This is a genomic window from Streptosporangium sp. CA-135522 (genome assembly GCF_050949235.1).
In the GTDB taxonomy this organism is placed as follows: domain Bacteria; phylum Actinomycetota; class Actinomycetes; order Streptosporangiales; family Streptosporangiaceae; genus Streptosporangium.
The window spans coordinates 1,076,167-1,094,044 of record NZ_CP192026.1; the positions used below are offsets into that span (position 1 = coordinate 1,076,167).

Sequence of the window (17,878 nt, forward strand, 5' to 3'; positions counted from 1 at the left end):
GCGATCATGTCCATATGGCAGAGAACGTTATGGATTCCGGTAGGAGACCGAGCAGGCAGGAGATCTCCGACGCCGTCGGCGATACGGGGTGGCGCTACGTCATGGGCGCCCTGCGCACGTCGGTGCCCGTGGCGTCGCTGGCGCGGGCGGCCGACGTCGCCGCGCGTGCGGCGGTCGTCGCGGGAGACGACGGCGACGGAAGCCTATGGATGGACGTCCGCCGCGATCGGGTGGTCCTCACGCTGCAGTCGCGGGCCGCCGCCCGCGTGACACCGCTGGAGATCGAGCTCGCCCACCGCCTCTCCACGGCCGTCGGCGAGCTCGGACTGCGCACCGACGCCGAGGTCGGCGGCGAGGGGACGCGGTCGGTCCAGATCCTGGAGATCGCGATCGACGCCCTCGACATCGCCGCGATCCGCCCGTTCTGGAAGGCGGTGCTGGGCTACGAGGACGAGGCCGGCGCGGCGGGCGCGGAGGACCCGCTCGTCGATCCCGTCGGCCAGGGGCCTGCGATCTGGTTCCAGCAGATGGACGCGCCGCGGCCGCAGCGCAACCGGATCCACCTGGACGTCTCGGTTCCGCACGACGAGGCGCCCCACCGCATCGAGGCGGCGCTGGCCGCCGGCGGGGCGCTGGCGTACGACGGCGAGGCGCCCGCCTTCTGGGTGCTGGCGGACGCGGAGGGCAACGAGGCGTGCGTGACGACCTGGCAGGGCAGGGACTGACGCGGCGGGGCGGGGGCTGACGCGGGCGCGCCGGGCCCTCGTGGTGAGGACCCGGCGCGCGCGGGTGTCAGGCCTTCGGGTGAAGCCTTTCGGGTGAAGGACTTCGAGGTGCCTTCGGCGGGAAGGTCTCAGGCCTTCGGGGTGCGGGTGTTCTTCCTGGTGGCCTGGATGGCGACCGCGGGCTCGGCCGCCTCGGAGACCTCTTCCAGCTCAAGGGCGGCCTCGCCGCTGGCCTTGGAGACGACCTTGCGGCCGCGGTTGGCGAACTCCTCGTAGAGCTCGATGGCCTTGCCGGTGAACTGGTCGGCGTAGCTGCGGGCCTTCTCGGGGAAGTCCTTGGCGTAGCCCTCGGCCTTGCCGCTGAAGTCCTTGGCGTAGACCTCGGCCTTGCCGGCGAACTCCCGGGCCTTCTCGGGAAGGTCCTTGGCGGCCTCGCGGATCTCCTCGCGGCGGCCCTGCAGCTTCTGGATCTGCTCCGGGAGCTCGCGCAGCTTCTCGACGGCGAAGTCACCGGCCCCGGCGACGGCGTAGAACGGCTTGGACTCGGCGAGCTTCTTGACTTCGGTGGCGAGAGTCATGGGTTAACCTTCCTTGGTTTCCGGTGTGACGTTGCCGTTGTCCGAGGAGGCCGCGAAGGGCTTCAGCGCGGCGAGATAATCCTCGGGCAGCGGCGCCTCGTCGTTCGGCGAGGAGGTGGCGTCGCCCCCGTGGGGCTCCGGTGCGGGATGCGTTTTCTGGGAGGTCTGCGCGTCCTCGTCCGGGGCCCCGGCTCGGTTCTCCTTGCGAAACGACTCGTAGATGTCGATCAGCACCTGGCGCTGGCGCTCGGTGATGAGGTGGTCGGCCCTGATCGCGGTCAGCACATCGCTGTCCGGCTCGCGCTCCTCGATGAGGCCGGCCTGGACGTAAAGCGCCTGTGAGGAGATGTGCAGACCCTTGGCGATCTGGTTGAGGATCTCCGCACTGGGCTTGCGCAACCCTCGCTCGATCTGGCTGAGGTAGGGGTTGGAGACCCCCGCCGCGGTGGCGAGCTGGCGCAGGGAGATCTTCGCCTGCGTGCGCTGCTCGCGGATGTACTCGCCGATCGAGCCGACCTTGGGTAGTGCCATGTCTTCAGTCTGCCCGACACTGCTTGCAATTGCAAACGGAACGACTAACAGTTGCAAGCGATGGTCGCGCTCAGTGCGGTATCAGCCACAGCAGCGGTGCCGAGCTGGTCAGGGTGATGGAGAAGGCGACGATGCTGTAGCGGATCCGGCGGGGCAGGCTCGGGCCCGGAGTGACCAGGCGCTCGACCCGGGCCATCACCGCCGAGCAGGAGCCGGTCGCGCCCAGCGCCCCGTTCGGGGTCGGTACGGCGCCCGCCGTACCGAAGCGGAGCAGGGCGGTGGCCAGGCGGCGGGGTGAGCAGTAACGGCGGGCGACGTCGTCGGCGGCCATCTCCACCAGCAGGCTGACCTCGTTCTGCACGTCGGCGACGATCCGCGACCAGGGCAGCGCCCGGCGCAGCGCGGCGAAGGGGAGCAGCACCAGGTCGTGGCGCTCGCGCACGTGGGCGGCCTCGTGGGCGAGCACCGCCGTCAGCTCGGCGGGGGAGAGCAGCTTCAGGGTGCCCGCGCTGACGACGACCTGGGAGCGGAGGCCGGGCACGCAGTAAGCGGTGGCGCCGGGGTGGTCCACCACCCGCACGCCGGGGACCTCGGGGTCCTCGCGGGCGATGAGGGCGAGCAGGACGCGGTGCCGGTGGCGGGCGCGGAACGTCTGCACGCCCGCGCTCAGGAGCACCACGACGAGAACGGCGAGGGCGGTCAGCCCGGCGATGAGGGCCAGGATCCGCGGCAGGTCGTACGGCCGGGGCGGCCCGTATCCGTCGCTGAACGCGGAGGCGGCGAAGGCGGCCAGGCCGTGCAGCACGCCCTGGCCGTAGGGCTCCAGGGCGTAGGCGAGGAGCGCGCCGGTTCCGGCCAGACCCCAGGTGACGCCGAGTGCCTGCCACAGGACGATGGCCACATGCGGAGCGCGGTACGTCCACCGCGCCCGGGTGAACCGCCAGGCTCCGACCGCGCAGACCAGGGCGAGTGTCGCCAGGACTGCCGCGGTTATCACTCGTCCTCCAGCTCCGTCAGGGCTCTGCGCAGGATCTCCGCCTCGTTTCCGGAGACGGCCTGGGCGAATCGGGTAAGTGCGGCTGACCGGTCCCCGGTCAGATCGAGTGCTTCAAGCATAAGCTCCGCGATGTATGAGTCGCGGCTTTCTGCGGGTTCGTACCGCCATGCGCGCCCGTCGCGGGTGCGGACCAGGAATCCCTTTCGGGTCAAGCGGTCGAGCACGGTCATCACGGTCGTGGGCGCGAGGTCCCGGTCGGCGATCAGACGCCCGACCTCGCGCGCCGTCACCGCGGATGGCTGTGCCCAGATGATGTCCATGATGCTGCGTTCCAGCTCGCCGAGACCCTTCACGAATACAAGCCTAACTCCCGCACCACGAGGGGTAGTACTACGGGTTGTCGAGGATGCTGTCACCCCCGCGTGAGCCGGGTTTTCCGGGTATGCACACCCCATGGAGATAACACTGGTCCAGGGAGACATCACCGCGCAGGACGTCGACGCCGTGGTGAACGCGGCGAACTCCTCACTGCTGGGCGGCGGAGGCGTGGACGGGGCCGTTCACCGCCGCGGCGGCCCGGAGATCCTCCAGGAGTGCCGGGCCCTGCGGGCGTCGCGCTACGGCAAGGGCCTGCCCACCGGGCAGGCGGTCGCCACCACCGCGGGCAGGCTTCCCGCCCGCTGGGTGATCCACACCGTCGGCCCGGTCCACTCGACGTCCGAGGACCGCTCGGAACTGCTCGCGTCGTGCTACCGCGAGTCGCTGCGGGTCGCCGACGAGCTGGGGGCCACGACCGTGGCCTTTCCCGCGATCTCCACCGGGGTCTACGGCTGGCCGATGGACGACGGCGCCCGCATCGCGCTGTCGACCGTGCGCCGCACGCCCACCGGCGTCGCCGAGGTCAGGTTCGTGCTGTTCGACGCCGCGGCCTACGCCGTCTTCGACAGGGCGCTGGATTAGAGGGCCTTCGTCATGTAGATCTCGTCGCGGTCGTCGCCGGAGGCGACCCGGATGGCCCGGGGGACGCGACCGGCCTCGGTGTATCCCAGCCCCGCGTAGAAGCGCTCGGTGCCGGTGCCGCCGCGGACGGTCAGGTGCAGCGCCTCGACGCCCAGGGCGCGGGCGGCGTCGTCGGCGGCGCGCATGAGCCGGGACCCGTGGCCGCCGCCCTGGTGCTTGGGGTGGACCATCACGCGCAGCACCCAGCGCCAGTGGGCGCGCAGCGGGGATCCGGCGTCGCCCAGAATGAGCCAGCAGGCCACCCGGCCCTCGGCGTCGAAGCCGACCAGCAGGTGGTCGGGATCGCCGCAGCGGGCGAAGGCGGCCTCGGCCGTCGGCCGGATGTCGTCGGCGGTCACCGGGGGAAGGAAGCCGACGGACCCGCCCGCGTTGCTCACGTCGGTCCAGCAGTCGACGAGTTCCTCGACCAGGTCGGGGGTGAGATCGGGATCCGTCACGAAGCGCAGCTCGGCCATGGATCAACCCTAGTCAGACATACCGACACTATTAGGGCTAACCGGAATTGGGGGAGACCGCCGCCCACGGCAGCGTGAGCTCGCCGAGCCTCCAGCGGGACGGGCCGCCGAGCGGCGGGCGCCGCGCCACCGGCCAGGTGCCGGAGAGGGTCCGCACGGCGGCGATCCAGCGCTGGCGGGCGCCGTAGGCGCCCAGCGGGGCGTTGACCGCCCAGGCGTGGTCGAAGTCCCGCAGTAGGGCGTGGACGGGCTCGCCGGGGACGTTGCGGTGGATCAGCGTCTTGGGAAGGCGTTCAGCGAGGTCGGAGGGGCGGTCGAAGGCGTCGAAACGGGCCGAGAGCGTCAGCGTCCGGGGGCCGGAGCCGTCGAGCCCGACCCAGACCGCGCGATGCCCCACCTCCGAGCAGGTGCCCTCGACGATCACCCCGCCCGGGGCGATCCTCTCCCGGAGCATCGCCCAGTAGTCCCACGCCTCGGCCTCGCCGTACTGCCTGAGCACGTTGAACGCCCGCACCAGCAGGGGCGGCCGGCTCACCGGCAGCTCGAAGCCGCCCAGCGCGAACGACAGCCCCGGGCGTTCGTACGGCCTGGCCGCCGCCACCCTGGCCGGATCGATCTCGATGCCGACGACCTCGACCGAGGGGCAGACCTTCCGCAGCCGCACGAACAGCTCCAGGGTCGTGGTGTGCGAGGCCCCGTAGCCGAGGTCGACCACCAGGGGGCGCTCCGCCGACCGCAGGCGGGGGCCGTGGACCGCGGTGATCCAGCGGTCGGCCCGCCGCAGCCGGTTGTGGCCCGTCGTCCCCCGGGTGATCTCTCCGATCGGCTTGCGCACGATCATGCCTGCCGCGCTCAGACGCGGTGGACCTTGTGCTGGGCGGCCTGGGCGCGGGGACGGATGACCAGGCGGTCGATGTTCACGTGGGCGGGACGGGTGACGCACCAGGCGATGGCGTCGGCCACGTCGTCGGCCGAGAGCGGGTCCGGGACGCCCTGGTAGACGCGTCCGGCGGCGGCGGAGTCGCCGCGGAAGCGGTTGAGGGCGAACTCCTCGGTCTGGACCATGCCGGGGGCGACCTCGACGATCCGGACCGGCTCGCCGCACAGCTCCAGCCGGAGCACCTCGGTCATCGAGCTCTGGGCGTGCTTGGCCGCGTTGTAGCCGCCACCGCCCTCGTAGGACACCAGCCCGGCGACGGAGGTCAGCATCACCAGCACGCCGTCGCCCGACTCGACGAGGCGGGGCAGCAGCGCCTTGGTGACGCGCAGCGAGCCGAGCACGTTGATGTCGTACATCTTCTGCCAGTCGGCCACCTCCCCGCTCGCCACCGGCTCCAGGCCGACCGCGCCGCCGGCGTTGTTGACCAGCACGTCGCAGCGCTCCAGCGAGGCGGCGAGCTCGTCGACCGACTCCTGGGAGGTCACGTCCAGGGTCACCGCGCGGATCCCCGGCACCTCGGCGGCCAGCTTGTCCAGCCGGTCCCGGCGCCGGGCGGCGGCCACCACGTCGAACCCCTCGGCGGCGAGGCGGCGTGCCGTCGCCTCGCCGATCCCGCTGCTGGCACCGGTCACCACTGCTGTCCTGTTCATGGCCCCCAATCCTGCCAGGACGGCGCACCGTCGATTCCGCCGCGTCCACATGACGGGAATGTTGCGGACTAATGGGTGGTTATAGCCCCTTCGGAGGTGGTGTCGGTGAGGCGACGGCGGGTCGGCCGAGTCGCGACGATCAGCATGCACACGTCCCCCCTGGACCAGCCGGGGACAGGCGACGCGGGCGGCATGAACGTCTACATCGTGGAAGTGGCCAAGCGCCTGGCCCAGCTCGGAGTGGAAGTCGAGATCTTCACCCGGCAGACATCACGTGACCTGCCACCTGTCGTGGAGATCACCCCGGGCGTCTCGGTTCGTCACGTCACCGCGGGGCCGTACGAGGAGCTCGACAAGGGCGACCTGCCCGGCCAGCTGTGCGGCTTCCTGTCGGGAGTGCTGCGCACCGAGGCCATGTACGACCCGGGCCGCTACGACGTGATCCACTCCCACTACTGGCTCTCCGGCCAGGTGGGCTGGCTGGCCAAGGAGCGCTGGGGCGTGCCGCTGGTGCACACCATGCACACCATGGCCAAGGTGAAGAACCTCCTGCTCGCCGAGGACGACAAGCCCGAGCCGACCGCCCGTGTGCTGGGCGAGGAGCAGGTCGTCCAGGTGGCCGACCGGCTGGTGGCCAACACGCCGACCGAGGCGCAGGAGCTCGTCGAGCTGTACGGCGCCGCTCCCGACCGCGTCGAGGTCGTCAACCCCGGGGTCAACCTCACCGTCTTCCAGCCCGCGTCCAAGGGCGCGGCCCGTCACCGGCTCGCGCTGCCGCAGGACGCCCACGTGCTGCTGTTCGTGGGCCGCGTGCAGCCCCTCAAGGGTCCCGACGTGCTGCTGCGCGCCGCCGCCCGGATGCTCATCGACGACCCCTCGCTCCGGTCGAGACTCGCCGTCGTGTGCGTCGGCGGACCCAGCGGCAACGGCCGGGCCCGGCCTTCCTACCTCACCGACCTGGCCGCCTCGCTGGGCATCTCGGACGTGGTCAGGATCGTCCCTCCGGCGCCCCAGCATGAGCTGGCCGACTGGTACCGCGCGGCCGACGTGACGGTGGTCCCCTCGCACAACGAGTCGTTCGGCCTGGTCGCCCTGGAGTCCCAGGCCTGCGGCACGCCGGTCGCCGCGGCCTCGGTGGGCGGTCTGCGCACCGCCGTACGCGACGGTGTCTCCGGGCTGCTCGTCGAGGGGCACGACCCCGCCGACTGGGCGCGGGTGCTCAGCCGTTTCGTGACGCAGCCGACCTGGCGGGACGCGCTCTCGACGGGAGCGGTGACCCAGGCCGCGGCCTTCGGCTGGTCGGCCACCGCGGCCCGGCTCGCGGACGTCTACGTGGGGGCGATGGCGAACCTGCACCGTTTTCCGGTCGCGCTCAGCTCGTAGGCGGAGATCGCGCCCAGCTCGTAGGCTGGGCGTATGCGTGAAGTGATCGAGGCGGCGCTGAAAGGCGCGGAGGTCTCCTACGAGGAGCCCCGGCCGGGGGCCTTCCTGGCGAAGCTCCCCGGCCAGCACAAGCTCGCGACCATGACGTGGCTGATCGTGGGGGACCGGGCCCTGCACGTGGAGGCGTTCTTCTGCCGCCAGCCCGACGAGAACCACGCCGAGTTCTACCGCTGGCTGCTCACCAAGAACGGCTCCACGTACGGCGTGCACTTCGCCCTCGACCCCATCGGCGATGTCTACCTCGTCGGCAGGGTCCCGCTGGCGGCGGTCTCGGAGGAGGAGATCGACCGGCTGCTCGGCTGCGTGCTGACCTACTCGGACGAGGGCTTCGACCGCGCGCTGGAGCTGGGCTTCGCCTCCTCGATCCGGCGGGAGTGGGAGTGGCGCGCCAAGCGCGGCGAGTCGCTCGCCAACCTCCAGGCGTTCGCGCGGTTCGCCGACCCCGAGCGCTGAACGGAGCCGGTCCCGAGCGCTGAACGGAGCCGGTCCCGGGCGGTGGGCGAGCCCATCCCGGGTGGTGGGCGAGCCGGTCCCGGGTGGTGGGTGAGCCGACCTTGAGCGGTGGACGGGGCGGGCCGGGCGGGCCCCGGGCGCTGGACGGGACGCCCACTAAGCTTGTCCGCATGGCGACTTTGGTGCTGCTGCGGCATGGTGAGAGCGAGTGGAACGCTAAGGGTCTGTTCACCGGATGGGTGGACGCGGGGCTCTCGGCCAAGGGCGAGGAGGAGGCGCGGCGCGGCGGGCAGCTGCTGCTCGACGCCGGAGTGCGGCCCGACGTGGTCCACACCTCGGTGCTGACCCGGGCGATCCAGACCGCCAACCTCGCGCTGGGCGCCGCCGACCTGCTCTGGCTGCCCGTCACCCGGTCCTGGCGGCTCAACGAGCGCCACTACGGCGCCCTTCAGGGCAAGGACAAGGCGCAGACGCGCGCCGAGTTCGGTGACGAGCAGTTCATGCTCTGGCGCCGCTCCTACGACACCCCGCCGCCTCCGATCGCCGACGACGACGAGTTCTCCCAGCTCGGTGACGCGCGCTACGCGACGCTGCCCAACGAGCTGGTGCCGAGGACCGAGTGCCTCAAGGACGTCGTCGAGCGCATGCTTCCCTACTGGTACGACCGCATCGTGCCGGACCTGTCGGCGGGCCGGACCGTCCTGGTCGTCGCGCACGGCAACTCGCTGCGGGCACTGGTCAAGCACCTGGACGGGATCGGCGACGAGGAGATCGCCGGGCTCAACATCCCCACCGGCATCCCGCTCCGCTACGAGCTGGACGACGACTTCCGCCCGGTCACGAAGGGCGGCCTCTACCTCGACCCGGAGGCGGCCAAGGCCGCCATCGAGGCCGTGGCCAACCAGGGCAAGTAGGCCCCGTCAGGGCAGGGTGAGTAGGTCCCGTCCGGGCAGGGCGAGTCGGTCACCGCCCGGGTGCGGTGCACAAGGACAGCGGTGCACAAGGACAGCGGTGCACAAGGACGGGAGACAGACGGGAAACAGGGGAGGGTCCGCCGGTCAGGCGGACCCTCCCCTGTGGGCTTCGGGGGTTTCGCGGCGCTCGGCGGCCCTCGGCGGGCCCCGGTCTCACAGGATGTCGACGTCCTGCGTCCGGGAGCCGGTCACCAGATAGACCACGTCCTGGGCGACGCGGACCGCATGGTCGGCGTAGCGCTCGTAGTAGCGGCCGATCAGTGTCACGTCGATGGCCGGCTCGACGCCGTACTTCCAGTCGTCGGCCATCAGGATCTTGAACAGCCTGCGGTGCAGCTTGTCCATCGCGTCGTCGTCGGCTTCCAGCTCCAGCGCCGACTCCACGTCGCGCGAGGCGATGCAGCTGCCCGTCTTGGTGATCAGGCGTTCGGCGATCTGGCCCATCTCCAGGATGGTGGAGCGGATCTCCGCCGGGATCGCCGACTCGGGGTGGCGCAGCCGGGCGACCTTGGCCACGTGCTCGGCCAGGTCGCCCATCCGCTCCAGGTCGGTGCCCATTCGCAGGGCGACGATGATCGTCCGGAGGTCCACGGCCACCGGTTGCTGCGTGGCCATCAGGTCGAAGATCGACGCTTCGATCTCCGCGAAGATCCGGTCGACCTCCTCGTCCTGGGAGATGACGCTCTCCGCGAGCTGGAGGTCGGAGTCGAGTAGGGCTGTGGTGGCCCGGGAGATCGCCGACCTCACCAGGCGGGTCATCTCGACCAACCGGCCAGTGAGGGCATCGAGTTCTTCGTGGTAGGCGTCGCGCATGAGCCTCAACGTACGCGCGCGACAGTGAACGAACCTCGACCGTAAAGTGAACTTTGTGGGAAAGACGATGGTCATGCCCTGATCAGCGGCCGTAATGGGGAAACCCGCGCCTACCATCGAGTCCGTGAAGCCGACAGGAGGACCACGTGAGTGAGCTGATGGCGAGCCTGGCCGCGCTGGCCGGTTTCGTCGTGGGAGCGCTGGCCGTGATGGTCGTCCGCCAGAACATGGGACAGCGACGGATGACGACGCCGGTGGACGACGTCGAGCCCGGTGCGCTGCCCCAGGGTGTCGCCTCGGTGCTGGCCGTGCTGCCGTCCTCGGCGGTCGTGCTCGACAAGGAGGACCGGGTGCTGCGGGCCAGTTCGGCCGCGCGGGCGTTCGGTCTGGTCAGGGGAGACCACCTGATGGCGGCCGAGCTGCTCGCGCTGGCCAGACAGGTGCGCAGGGACGGCGAGATCCGCGAGAGCGAGATCGAGGTGGCCGGGCACAAGTTCGGCCAGGAGTCGACCAACTTCGCCGTCAGGGTCGCCCCCCTGGGGTCCCACGGTCAGGTGCTCGTGCTCGCCGAGGACCAGACCGAGCACCGCCGTGTCGAGGCCGTGCGCCGCGACTTCGTCGCCAACGTGAGCCACGAGCTCAAGACGCCGGTGGGCGCGCTCTCGCTGCTGGCGGAGACCATCCAGGACGCCGCGGACGACCCCGAGGCGGTCACCCGCTTCGCCGGGCGCATGCAGCACGAGGCGGCCCGCCTGACCTACCTGGTCCAGGACCTCATCACGCTCTCCCGGATCCAGGGAGCCGAGCCCATTCCCACCCCGGGGCCGGTCCCGATCGACGAGGCGGTGCACGAGGCCATCGACCGATGCAACACCACCGCGGCGGCCAAGGACATCACGCTCGTGGCCGGTGGCGCGGAGGGCCTGCAGGTCTGGGGCGACGATGAGCTCCTCGTCACCGCGCTGCGCAATCTCATCGACAACGCGGTCGCCTACAGCCCCGAGCACACGCGGGTCGTGGTCAGCGCGCGCGCTGCCGGCGCCCACACCGAGTCCGTCGAGATAAGCGTGAGCGACCAGGGGATCGGCATCCCCGAGAGTGCCCAGGAGCGGATCTTCGAGCGCTTCTTCCGCGTCGACGCCGCCCGCTCGCGCGCGACCGGTGGCACCGGCCTCGGCCTGGCCATCGTCAAGCACGTCGCCGTCGCCCACAACGGCGCGGTGACGGTGTGGAGCAAGGAAGGCTCCGGCTCCACCTTCACTCTCCGCCTGCCCGCCTTCGGCGGCATGGCGGTAGCCGTACCCGGTACCCCCACCATCCCCTTGGAGGCCGCGCAGTGACTCGCGTGCTTGTAGTCGAGGACGAAGAGTCGTTCTCCGACGCCCTGTCATACATGCTGCGCAAGGAGGGCTTCGAGGTCGCGGTCGCGGCCACCGGCCCCGAGGCGTTGGACACCTTCGACCGCAACGGCGCGGACCTGGTGCTGCTCGACCTGATGCTGCCCGGCCTGCCCGGCACCGAGGTCTGCCGCTCCCTCCGCCAGCGCTCCAACGTTCCCGTGATCATGCTCACCGCCAAGGACAGCGAGATCGACAAGGTCGTCGGGCTGGAGCTCGGCGCGGACGACTACGTGACCAAGCCCTTCTCGTCGAGGGAGCTGGTGGCCCGGATCAGGGCGGTGCTTCGCCGCCAGGGCGACGTGGAGGAGCTGGAATCGGCGGTGCTGGCCGCCGGGCCGGTCCGGATGGACGTCGACCGGCACATCGTCGCGGTCCGCGGCCAGCAGGTGCAGCTTCCCCTGAAGGAGTTCGAGCTGCTGGAGGTCCTGCTGCGCAACGCCGGCCGGGTGCTCACCCGCGGCCAGCTCATCGACCGCGTCTGGGGCGCCGACTACGTGGGCGACACCAAGACCTTGGACGTGCACGTCAAGCGGCTGCGGGCCAAGGTGGAGTCCGATCCCTCCAGCCCGCGCTGCATCCTCACCGTCCGCGGGCTGGGCTACAAGTTCGACCCCGCCGAAGACTGAGGGCCGAAGACTGGGAGAGGCCTCAGGGGCGCCTCTCCGGACGCGAAAAGGGGGTGTACGGCCCGGCGGGCCGTACACCCCCTTTCGTGCTTCTCGCGCTTCTCGCGTTTTCCTAGTGGTCGCCGGTGGCGTCCTCCGCGGTGGCCGAAGGAGTGGCGGAAGGCGTGGTCGAAGGCGTGGGCGCGGGGGTCTCCGCCGGGGCCGCGCCGGTGTTCGGGGCCTGCGGGAGCTGGCCGAACTCACGGCTGCGGGTGATGACCGGGATCGTGAGGGGGACGAGGCCCGCGTTGGCGAACTGCAGCTGCACCGGGATGCTCTCACCGCCTCGCAGAGGCTTCTTGAGCCCCTCGATCACGATCGTGGGCGTGGGCTTGCCGACGCTCACCCGCTTCTCGACGGGCAGATCGACCGCCGTGGTGACCTTCGCTGCGCCCAGGGCCGGGTCGATGCCGACGCCGACGAGCCGGTCAGGACTCTGGTTGGTGTTCACCACGGACAGATAGAGCGGCGTCGCCCCGCCTTCCGACAGCGTCGCGCCGGAGTCGGGGCCCAGGAAGAACGCCTGGGAGATGTCGATCCCGTTGACCTTGGCGGTGAGCGCCTCGGTCGGAGAATAGGGCTGGTTGGTATTCGCGTCGGATCCGGCGCCACAGCCGGCCAGGAGCGGGGCGGCTGCGAGGAACGCGGCGGCGGCGATCGCCCAGTGACGGCGGTTGCGGGTCACGGTGCGGGTTCTCCTTGTCACACAAGAGGTAGGGCAAGAGCCAACCCTATCCGTGAGCTTTGCCGGGTTTTCCCGCGCCCCGCCCGCTCATCAGGAGGCGTGGAGTGCAGGTCATGGGCGCTTTTCTCCCCCTTGATTCATACAGTCGAGCTCTTGTCAAGCCCTTAAATGCCGCTTTGACCTGCAGTTATGGTGATTTCACTGTTCCGGGAGGCTGTGGATACGTGGTACTCTTGAGTACAGCGGAAGGGGTACTTGTCACATGACTTTCCAGGTCGGCGACACTGTCGTCTACCCCCACCACGGGGCTGCTCGGATCGAGGCAATCACGACCCGAACCATCAAAGGTGAGGAAAGGACCTACCTGGTTCTCAAGGTCGACAAGGGCGACCTTACCGTCCAGGTGCCGGCTGACAACGCCGAACTCGTGGGTGTTCGCGATGTCGTCGGTCAAGAGGGCCTTGAGCGCGTTTTCGACGTGCTTCGCATGCCTCACACCGAAGAGCCCACGAACTGGTCCCGCCGCTACAAGGCCAACCTGGAGAAGCTGGCGTCCGGTGACGTCAACAAGGTGGCCGAGGTCGTTCGCGACCTGTGGCGACGAGACAAGGAGCGCGGACTCTCCGCAGGAGAGAAGCGAATGCTGGCCAAGGCCCGGCAGATCCTGGTCAGCGAGCTCGCGCTCGCCGAGAAGACCAACGAGGACAAGGCCGAAGCCCTGCTCGACGAGGTTCTCAACTCCTGAACACGACATTTCCACGGGTGGGCGTCGGAGTCGACGTCCACCCGTTCGCATCCGGGCGTGAGTTGCGTCTCGCCGGCCTGCACTGGCCGGGCGAGACGGGCCTCGCCGGACACTCCGACGGCGATGCCGCCGCTCACGCCGCCTGCGACGCGCTGTTGTCGGCGGCCGGCCTCGGCGACCTCGGCGGCCTGTTCGGCACCTCCGACCCTCGATGGGCGGGAGCCTCAGGCGCCGCCCTGCTGGAGGAGACCGCCCGTAAGGTGCGCGCCGCCGGCTTCGAGATCGGCAACGTGGCCGTCCAGGTGATCGGGAACCGCCCGAAGATGGCGCCTCGGCGTGCCGAGGCCGAGAAGGTCCTCAGCGCGGCCGTGGGCGCGCCCGTGAGCGTCAGCGCCACCACGACCGACGGTCTGGGGCTCACCGGGCGTGGCGAGGGCGTGGCGGCCATCGCGACCGCCATCGTGGTGAACCTCGACCGGGTTTCAGACGTCTCCTAACACGAACGCGAAAGCGTTCCGGCGGGTGGTGCGGAATGCCCGCCGATTCATTAAGGCGGTGGCCCGTTTACTGGCGCGGTGGCGGGCCACCCCTTTATCAGCGAATAATCTGCGAATGCCCTGGGTAACCCCCTATTGACCATGTCTCGTCACCGGGGGGAGCAAGGCATGATTGGAGCGATTGTCTCCGCGATCGTCATCGGGGCCGTCATCGGAGCATTGGCGCGTCTCATCATTCCCGGGCGGCAGAACCTCTCGATAGGTCTGACGCTCATCGTCGGCATCGTCGCCGCGCTGGTCGGCACGCTCATCGCGCATCTGCTCGGAATCGCCGACACTCGGGGAATCGACTGGTGGGAGCACATCCTCCAGCTCGCACTGGCCGTGCTCGGCGTGCTGCTGGTAGTCCAGATGCGCATGGGAAAGGCGCGCTGAACCAAGATTTTGCCACTTCCAGGAATATCCCTGACGTAGGGGGTAGCCACCTCCCTGTGAGAGTGAAGGTCACCTCACTGGGAGGTTGATGATATGACCATCGCATCCATTCTCGGGGCCATCGTCATCGGTGCCGTCATCGGCGCCATCGGTCGTCTCCTGCTTCCCGGTAGGCAGGCGATCGGATGGGTGCTGACCATCGTCGTCGGCATCGTCGCCGCCCTCATCGGCACCGCGATCGCCCAGGTTCTCGGCGTCGCGACCACCAATGGCATCGACTGGATCGAGCTTGTGATGCAGGTCGTCCTGGCCGTCGTCGGTGTCGGTCTGGTCGCCGGCCTCAAGCGGTCCAGGGTCTAGAGAGCAGGGTCTAGACAGCGGGGTGAACCACTCCGACGGCCTCACCGAGGCTCAACCGGACGCCCTCCGGTCCGGAGGCGGACGCGGTGACGCGCACGACGTCCCCGTCTCGCAGGAAGACCCGCTCGGTTCCGTCCGGCACACCGAGCGGGTCCCGGCCGTTCCAGGTCAGTTCGAGGAACGTGCCGAACTGGCTTCTGGCCGGTCCTGACACGGGCCCGGAGGTGAGTAGATCGCCGGTCCGCAGCGGGGCGCCGCTCACCGAGCTGTGAGCGAATAGCTGCGGGCCGGTCCAATACTGGGTGGAGAACGGCGGCCGGGACACGACCCGGCCGTTCAGCTCCATCCGCAAGGTGATGTTCAGGCCCCACGGCCGCGTCGTCTTCAGGTAAGGCAGCGGCGGCGGGTCCTGGACGGGCGGCTCCACCCGAGCCGGTTCCAAGGCCGCGAGCGGAAGCACCCACGGCGAGACCGAGGTCGCGAACTGACCGAGGAACGGGCCGAGCGGAGTGCTCTCCCAGGCGGCGATGTCATGAGCTCGCCAGGTGCAGGCCAGCACCACCCCGAAGACGTGGTCCTCGAAATCGTCCGTGCCCGGCCCGTACGGCGGTGCGGACGGAACGCCGACCACGTAGCCGATCTCGGCGGACAGATCCAGCCGAGCGGACGGCCCGAAGACCGGGTCAGCTCCTTCCAGGCCCCGGAGCTGGCCCGACGGCCGAACGATCGGCGTGCCGGACACCACCACGCTCGACGCCCTGCCGTACTGGCCGACCGGCATCTGCGGCCAGTTGCGCGGGAGAGGATCGGACGGCGGGCGGAACATCCGGCCCACGTTGGTCGCGTGTTCGATCGACGCCTGGAACCGGACCAGGTCGGCCACGCCGAACGGCAGATGCATCAGCGCCTCGGTCATCGGCACGAGCGCGGGCAGCACGGCGGGACGCTGCGAGGCGTCGCCGAGCAACCCGAGCAGCCGCTCCCTGACCTCGTGCCAGACCCGGGGTCCGGCGGACAGGAAGGCGTTGAGGGTCCCCGAGGCGAACCAGCGGCCCGGTAGCACCCCTCTGGCCGCCAGCACGCCCAGGTCGAGCACCTGGTCGCCGATCGCGACCCCGACACGTGGGAACTCGCCGCGACGGGAAAAGATCCCATAGGGGAGATTTTGCAGAGGAAAGCCGCTGTTGTCCGCGGCGTGTACCCAACACGTTGTCACGCCCGCTTGGTTCCCCGGATCACGTCAGGGGGTGGTGCGGGCCCGGTCAAGCTTTCGCCGGGCGTTCCCGCCGTGAAGGCCTCACCCTTCGGGGCTGTGGAGGCCCCGCCTTCGGGACGGGAGGGGGTCAATCCTCCGGAGGCACGGGTGTGCTGCGCATACGGCCCGAGGGCGGGGCGGCGGTCTCGTGGGTCCCGGGCCGATCGGTCGCGTCGGTCGCGGCAGAGTGCTCGGCGGGATCCTCGGCAGGGTCCTCGGCGGAATCTTCGACAGGATCCTTGGTGGAGCCCTTGGCCGGGTCCTTGGCAGGGTCCTTGGCGGAGCCCTTGGCAGGGCGCCGGACGGGTTCCTGGGCGGCCGGCTCGGCTTGGGGCGAGGCGTCCTGAGCCGTGGTGCCTTCGGTGTCCCCTGTGTCCTCGGTGTGCGGCGGGGAGACGGTGAGGTCCTCGGCGGACGACTCGGACTGAGCCGCGCGCTCCTCAGCGTGTGGTTCGGCCCCGGCGGCGCCCTCGGCAGCGTCCCCGGCGTCCTCGGTGCCTCGGATGTCTCCGGTGTGCGGTTCGACCTCGGCGGTGCTCCCGGCGTCCTCGGTGTCTCGGATGTCTCCGGTGTGTGGTTCGGCCCCGGCGCCCCTGGCGTCCCCGGCGTGCGGCTCGGACCGCGAGACCGTCCTCGCCGTGCGCTCCTGGCGATCGGCCGCCTCGGCGCCGTGCGCCGGGTCGGGCGACGCCTCCCCGGCCATCACGCGGATCGGCTGGGTGTCGGCGTCGCGGTCACCGACCTCCGTTTCCCGCTCCTGCCGTACGGCTGCGCGGGGCGGATGGACGAGCAGGTCTCCCCGCTGGGGCCGGACCAGGTCGCCCCAGCGCAGGGGCTTGTCCGCCGCTCTGACCGGCTCCGGCTCCGGCTCCGGCTCGGCCGTCGGTCCGGGCACCGGTTCCGGCGCCGGTTCCGGTGCCGATTCGGCGGCCGGCAGCGAGTCCGCGGGAGGCTCGGGGAGATCGTCGATCTCGGGCGTCTCCGGGGCGGGGGTGGGGCCGACCACCGGCACGCCGGGTGGGAGGTCGTGATGCGGAGCGGACTCCAGGGGAGGGGCGGCCTGCGGGTCGAGCACGACCTCGGCCGCAGGGTGCTGGACGGCATGGGCGGTGTGGGCCGCATGGGCGGTGTGGACGGGGTGAGCGGCTTGGGCCGGCCGGGCCGGATATTCGGCCGTCGGAAGGTCGGCGTCCGGGAACGGCACGATGTCGCGGTCGTGGTCCGCCGTCGCAGCGTCGACGGCGGCCCGCCGGGCGGCGGCATGCTTGATCATCAGGAGCCAGAGCCACAGGGCCAGGGCCAGGGTCACCCATGGGGCGACGGCCACCACGACGGCCGCCCGCCGTACGTCCACCTCGATCCGCAGGGCCGTGACCACCTCGGCGGCGGCCGCGGCGACGAGCAGCAGGGTCAGGATCACCCCCGCCTGCAGGCGGACCGGCCGGCGTCCGCCCCGCAGCAGCAGGATGCCGATCATCGCGATGGCGAGCAGCGCGTCGAAGGCCGCGGGGTAGAGGTAGGCGAGACTCCGATCGGCCTCGCCGATGACGGCGAGGGCGCGCAGGTCGTCGAAAGAGAGCACGCACGCGGCCGCGGTGAGCGCGGCCACGCCGACTCCGGCGACGGCGATCCCGGTACGGCGCAGGGCGACGGCGACCCGGCTCGGCCGGGCGGGCGGGGGCGGGGTCGAGGACGGGCGGGAGATCGGGTCTGCCGCCGCGGGGGATTTGACGTCCATGGCGTCTCGAGCCTACAGAATCGACACCGGACGTGATCGATGGAGTGAAACAGGATTGGAGATCGACATGGCAGAACTGTCCGCCGGCGTGCGCGCGCTGTTCGACGGCGCGAACTTCGCCACGGTGACGAGCCTGAACGCCGACGGCAGCCCGCAGGCCAGCGTGGTCTGGGCGAAAACCGACGGGGACGACATCGTCTTCTCCACGGTCAAGGGGCGGCGCAAGGACCTCAACTTCGCGCATGACCCGCGGACGACCATCGTGGTCGTCGACCACGCCAACCCCTACCGTTACGCGGAAGTGCGGGGGAAGGTCACGGTGACCGAGGACCCGACCGGGGCGCTCATCGACGAGCTGTCGCACAAGTACACGGGCAAGTCGTGGGTGGAGGCGCACCCGGGGGCGGAGCGGCTCATCGTGCGCATCGTCCCCGAGCGGGTTTACCTGCGGGGCTGACTTTCCGGCCAGTGGACGGCCCATGCCGTCCACTGGCGGGCATCGATGGCCAATCCACCGTT

The 17,878-nt window shown here is 70.6% G+C and carries 23 protein-coding genes; 12 read left to right on the top strand and 11 right to left on the bottom strand.

Annotation, left to right across the window (positions count from 1 at the left end):
- The first annotated feature begins 14 nt into the window (after positions 1-14).
- Entirely contained in the window at positions 15-725 is a 711-nt protein-coding gene (locus tag ACQPYK_RS05330) for a VOC family protein (RefSeq protein WP_433251104.1), read from the top strand.
- Between the two features lie 128 nt (positions 726-853).
- Here the strand turns inward: ACQPYK_RS05330 and ACQPYK_RS05335 are convergent, their stop codons facing one another.
- The 4 genes from ACQPYK_RS05335 to ACQPYK_RS05350 form a co-directional block, all read right to left on the bottom strand.
- Complete coding sequence (locus tag ACQPYK_RS05335) at positions 854-1,303, bottom strand: hypothetical protein (protein ID WP_433251107.1); 450 nt, start codon at positions 1,301-1,303, stop codon at positions 854-856.
- A 3-nt stretch (positions 1,304-1,306) separates the two neighbouring features.
- Entirely contained in the window at positions 1,307-1,834 is a 528-nt protein-coding gene (locus ACQPYK_RS05340) for a helix-turn-helix domain-containing protein (protein ID WP_433251110.1), read from the bottom strand.
- 70 nt (positions 1,835-1,904) lie between these two features.
- The gene (locus ACQPYK_RS05345; protein ID WP_433251113.1) at positions 1,905-2,831 is read right to left on the bottom strand and encodes a M56 family metallopeptidase; all 927 of its coding nucleotides are present in this window, start codon (positions 2,829-2,831) and stop codon (positions 1,905-1,907) included.
- The gene (locus ACQPYK_RS05350) at positions 2,828-3,184 is read right to left on the bottom strand and encodes a BlaI/MecI/CopY family transcriptional regulator (RefSeq protein ID WP_081937863.1); all 357 of its coding nucleotides are present in this window, start codon (positions 3,182-3,184) and stop codon (positions 2,828-2,830) included. Before ACQPYK_RS05350 ends, ACQPYK_RS05345 begins: the two co-directional genes overlap by 4 nt.
- Before the next feature lie 100 nt (positions 3,185-3,284).
- Here ACQPYK_RS05350 and ACQPYK_RS05355 point away from each other — a divergent pair, with 100 nt between their 5' ends.
- Positions 3,285-3,791, top strand: coding sequence for an O-acetyl-ADP-ribose deacetylase (locus tag ACQPYK_RS05355; RefSeq protein WP_433251118.1), 507 nt, complete (start codon positions 3,285-3,287; stop codon positions 3,789-3,791).
- Here ACQPYK_RS05355 and ACQPYK_RS05360 read toward each other — a convergent pair.
- Genes ACQPYK_RS05360 through ACQPYK_RS05370 form a run of 3 tightly spaced genes read right to left on the bottom strand, consistent with a single transcriptional unit; the run spans position 3,788 to position 5,896 of the window.
- Positions 3,788-4,306 (bottom strand): N-acetyltransferase family protein, encoded by a 519-nt coding sequence (locus ACQPYK_RS05360; RefSeq protein ID WP_433251121.1) that lies wholly within the window; start codon positions 4,304-4,306, stop codon positions 3,788-3,790. The genes ACQPYK_RS05355 and ACQPYK_RS05360 overlap by 4 nt on opposite strands.
- A 37-nt stretch (positions 4,307-4,343) precedes the next feature.
- Positions 4,344-5,147, bottom strand: coding sequence for a class I SAM-dependent methyltransferase (locus tag ACQPYK_RS05365; protein WP_433251124.1), 804 nt, complete (start codon positions 5,145-5,147; stop codon positions 4,344-4,346).
- 11 nt (positions 5,148-5,158) lie between these two features.
- Positions 5,159-5,896: an SDR family oxidoreductase gene (locus ACQPYK_RS05370; protein WP_433251127.1), complete on the bottom strand. Its 738-nt coding sequence runs from the start codon at positions 5,894-5,896 to the stop codon at positions 5,159-5,161.
- A gap of 99 nt (positions 5,897-5,995) precedes the next feature.
- Here ACQPYK_RS05370 and mshA point away from each other — a divergent pair, with 99 nt between their 5' ends.
- From mshA to ACQPYK_RS05385, 3 genes are all read left to right on the top strand, one after another.
- Entirely contained in the window at positions 5,996-7,279 is a 1,284-nt protein-coding gene (gene mshA / locus ACQPYK_RS05375; RefSeq protein WP_433251130.1) for a D-inositol-3-phosphate glycosyltransferase, read from the top strand.
- Between the two features lie 33 nt (positions 7,280-7,312).
- Positions 7,313-7,792 (top strand): YbjN domain-containing protein, encoded by a 480-nt coding sequence (locus ACQPYK_RS05380; protein WP_433251133.1) that lies wholly within the window; start codon positions 7,313-7,315, stop codon positions 7,790-7,792.
- Between the two features lie 170 nt (positions 7,793-7,962).
- Positions 7,963-8,706 (top strand): phosphoglyceromutase, encoded by a 744-nt coding sequence (locus ACQPYK_RS05385; RefSeq protein WP_433251136.1) that lies wholly within the window; start codon positions 7,963-7,965, stop codon positions 8,704-8,706.
- A 213-nt stretch (positions 8,707-8,919) separates the two neighbouring features.
- Here the strand turns inward: ACQPYK_RS05385 and phoU are convergent, their stop codons facing one another.
- Entirely contained in the window at positions 8,920-9,579 is a 660-nt protein-coding gene (phoU, locus tag ACQPYK_RS05390) for a phosphate signaling complex protein PhoU (RefSeq protein WP_433251139.1), read from the bottom strand.
- A 158-nt stretch (positions 9,580-9,737) separates the two neighbouring features.
- Here phoU and ACQPYK_RS05395 point away from each other — a divergent pair, with 158 nt between their 5' ends.
- Both ACQPYK_RS05395 and ACQPYK_RS05400 read left to right on the top strand, forming a co-directional pair.
- Entirely contained in the window at positions 9,738-10,919 is a 1,182-nt protein-coding gene (locus ACQPYK_RS05395) for a sensor histidine kinase (RefSeq protein ID WP_433258700.1), read from the top strand.
- Positions 10,916-11,605: a response regulator gene (locus ACQPYK_RS05400; protein WP_433251142.1), complete on the top strand. Its 690-nt coding sequence runs from the start codon at positions 10,916-10,918 to the stop codon at positions 11,603-11,605. Before ACQPYK_RS05395 ends, ACQPYK_RS05400 begins: the two co-directional genes overlap by 4 nt.
- A 112-nt stretch (positions 11,606-11,717) precedes the next feature.
- Here the strand turns inward: ACQPYK_RS05400 and ACQPYK_RS05405 are convergent, their stop codons facing one another.
- Entirely contained in the window at positions 11,718-12,329 is a 612-nt protein-coding gene (locus ACQPYK_RS05405) for a copper chaperone PCu(A)C (RefSeq protein ID WP_433251145.1), read from the bottom strand.
- Between the two features lie 262 nt (positions 12,330-12,591).
- Between ACQPYK_RS05405 and ACQPYK_RS05410 the strand changes: the two genes are divergently transcribed.
- From ACQPYK_RS05410 to ACQPYK_RS05425, 4 genes are all read left to right on the top strand, one after another.
- Positions 12,592-13,074 carry a CarD family transcriptional regulator gene (locus tag ACQPYK_RS05410; RefSeq protein ID WP_012887713.1) on the top strand — a complete coding sequence of 161 codons (483 nt, stop codon included), beginning with the start codon at positions 12,592-12,594 and terminating at the stop codon, positions 13,072-13,074.
- Positions 13,075-13,091: 17 nt separating this feature from the next.
- Positions 13,092-13,571 (top strand): 2-C-methyl-D-erythritol 2,4-cyclodiphosphate synthase, encoded by a 480-nt coding sequence (gene ispF, locus ACQPYK_RS05415; RefSeq protein WP_433251150.1) that lies wholly within the window; start codon positions 13,092-13,094, stop codon positions 13,569-13,571.
- 168 nt (positions 13,572-13,739) lie between these two features.
- Positions 13,740-14,006 carry a GlsB/YeaQ/YmgE family stress response membrane protein gene (locus ACQPYK_RS05420; protein WP_433251153.1) on the top strand — a complete coding sequence of 89 codons (267 nt, stop codon included), beginning with the start codon at positions 13,740-13,742 and terminating at the stop codon, positions 14,004-14,006.
- Between the two features lie 93 nt (positions 14,007-14,099).
- Positions 14,100-14,366, top strand: a complete 267-nt coding sequence (locus ACQPYK_RS05425; protein ID WP_433251156.1) for a GlsB/YeaQ/YmgE family stress response membrane protein — start codon at positions 14,100-14,102, stop codon at positions 14,364-14,366.
- 10 nt (positions 14,367-14,376) lie between these two features.
- On the opposite strand, the gene ACQPYK_RS05430 is transcribed toward ACQPYK_RS05425, so the two are convergent.
- Positions 14,377-15,582: a fumarylacetoacetate hydrolase family protein gene (locus tag ACQPYK_RS05430; protein ID WP_433251159.1), complete on the bottom strand. Its 1,206-nt coding sequence runs from the start codon at positions 15,580-15,582 to the stop codon at positions 14,377-14,379.
- Positions 15,583-15,709: 127 nt separating this feature from the next.
- On the bottom strand, positions 15,710-17,359 hold the full coding sequence (locus tag ACQPYK_RS05435; RefSeq protein ID WP_433251162.1) for a DUF2637 domain-containing protein: 1,650 nt from the start codon (positions 17,357-17,359) through the stop codon (positions 15,710-15,712).
- Positions 17,360-17,426: 67 nt separating this feature from the next.
- Between ACQPYK_RS05435 and ACQPYK_RS05440 the strand changes: the two genes are divergently transcribed.
- Positions 17,427-17,816, top strand: coding sequence for a PPOX class F420-dependent oxidoreductase (locus ACQPYK_RS05440; RefSeq protein ID WP_433251165.1), 390 nt, complete (start codon positions 17,427-17,429; stop codon positions 17,814-17,816).
- Positions 17,817-17,878: the final 62 nt, after the last annotated feature.

Bases quoted from the DNA above. Each gene is read 5' to 3' on its own strand.
- ACQPYK_RS05330 (WP_433251104.1), top strand. From the start codon at position 15: ATGGCAGAGAACGTTATGGATTCCGGTAGGAGACCGAGCAGGCAGGAG.
- ACQPYK_RS05335 (WP_433251107.1), bottom strand. From the start codon at position 1,303: ATGACTCTCGCCACCGAAGTCAAGAAGCTCGCCGAGTCCAAGCCGTTC.
- ACQPYK_RS05340 (WP_433251110.1), bottom strand. From the start codon at position 1,834: ATGGCACTACCCAAGGTCGGCTCGATCGGCGAGTACATCCGCGAGCAG.
- ACQPYK_RS05355 (WP_433251118.1), top strand. From the start codon at position 3,285: ATGGAGATAACACTGGTCCAGGGAGACATCACCGCGCAGGACGTCGAC.
- ACQPYK_RS05360 (WP_433251121.1), bottom strand. From the start codon at position 4,306: ATGGCCGAGCTGCGCTTCGTGACGGATCCCGATCTCACCCCCGACCTG.
- ACQPYK_RS05365 (WP_433251124.1), bottom strand. From the start codon at position 5,147: ATGATCGTGCGCAAGCCGATCGGAGAGATCACCCGGGGGACGACGGGC.
- ACQPYK_RS05370 (WP_433251127.1), bottom strand. From the start codon at position 5,896: ATGAACAGGACAGCAGTGGTGACCGGTGCCAGCAGCGGGATCGGCGAG.
- ACQPYK_RS05380 (WP_433251133.1), top strand. From the start codon at position 7,313: ATGCGTGAAGTGATCGAGGCGGCGCTGAAAGGCGCGGAGGTCTCCTAC.
- ACQPYK_RS05385 (WP_433251136.1), top strand. From the start codon at position 7,963: ATGGCGACTTTGGTGCTGCTGCGGCATGGTGAGAGCGAGTGGAACGCT.
- phoU (WP_433251139.1), bottom strand. From the start codon at position 9,579: ATGCGCGACGCCTACCACGAAGAACTCGATGCCCTCACTGGCCGGTTG.
- ACQPYK_RS05395 (WP_433258700.1), top strand. From the start codon at position 9,738: ATGGCGAGCCTGGCCGCGCTGGCCGGTTTCGTCGTGGGAGCGCTGGCC.
- ACQPYK_RS05410 (WP_012887713.1), top strand. From the start codon at position 12,592: ATGACTTTCCAGGTCGGCGACACTGTCGTCTACCCCCACCACGGGGCT.
- ACQPYK_RS05420 (WP_433251153.1), top strand. From the start codon at position 13,740: ATGATTGGAGCGATTGTCTCCGCGATCGTCATCGGGGCCGTCATCGGA.
- ACQPYK_RS05425 (WP_433251156.1), top strand. From the start codon at position 14,100: ATGACCATCGCATCCATTCTCGGGGCCATCGTCATCGGTGCCGTCATC.
- ACQPYK_RS05435 (WP_433251162.1), bottom strand. From the start codon at position 17,359: ATGGACGTCAAATCCCCCGCGGCGGCAGACCCGATCTCCCGCCCGTCC.
- ACQPYK_RS05440 (WP_433251165.1), top strand. From the start codon at position 17,427: ATGGCAGAACTGTCCGCCGGCGTGCGCGCGCTGTTCGACGGCGCGAAC.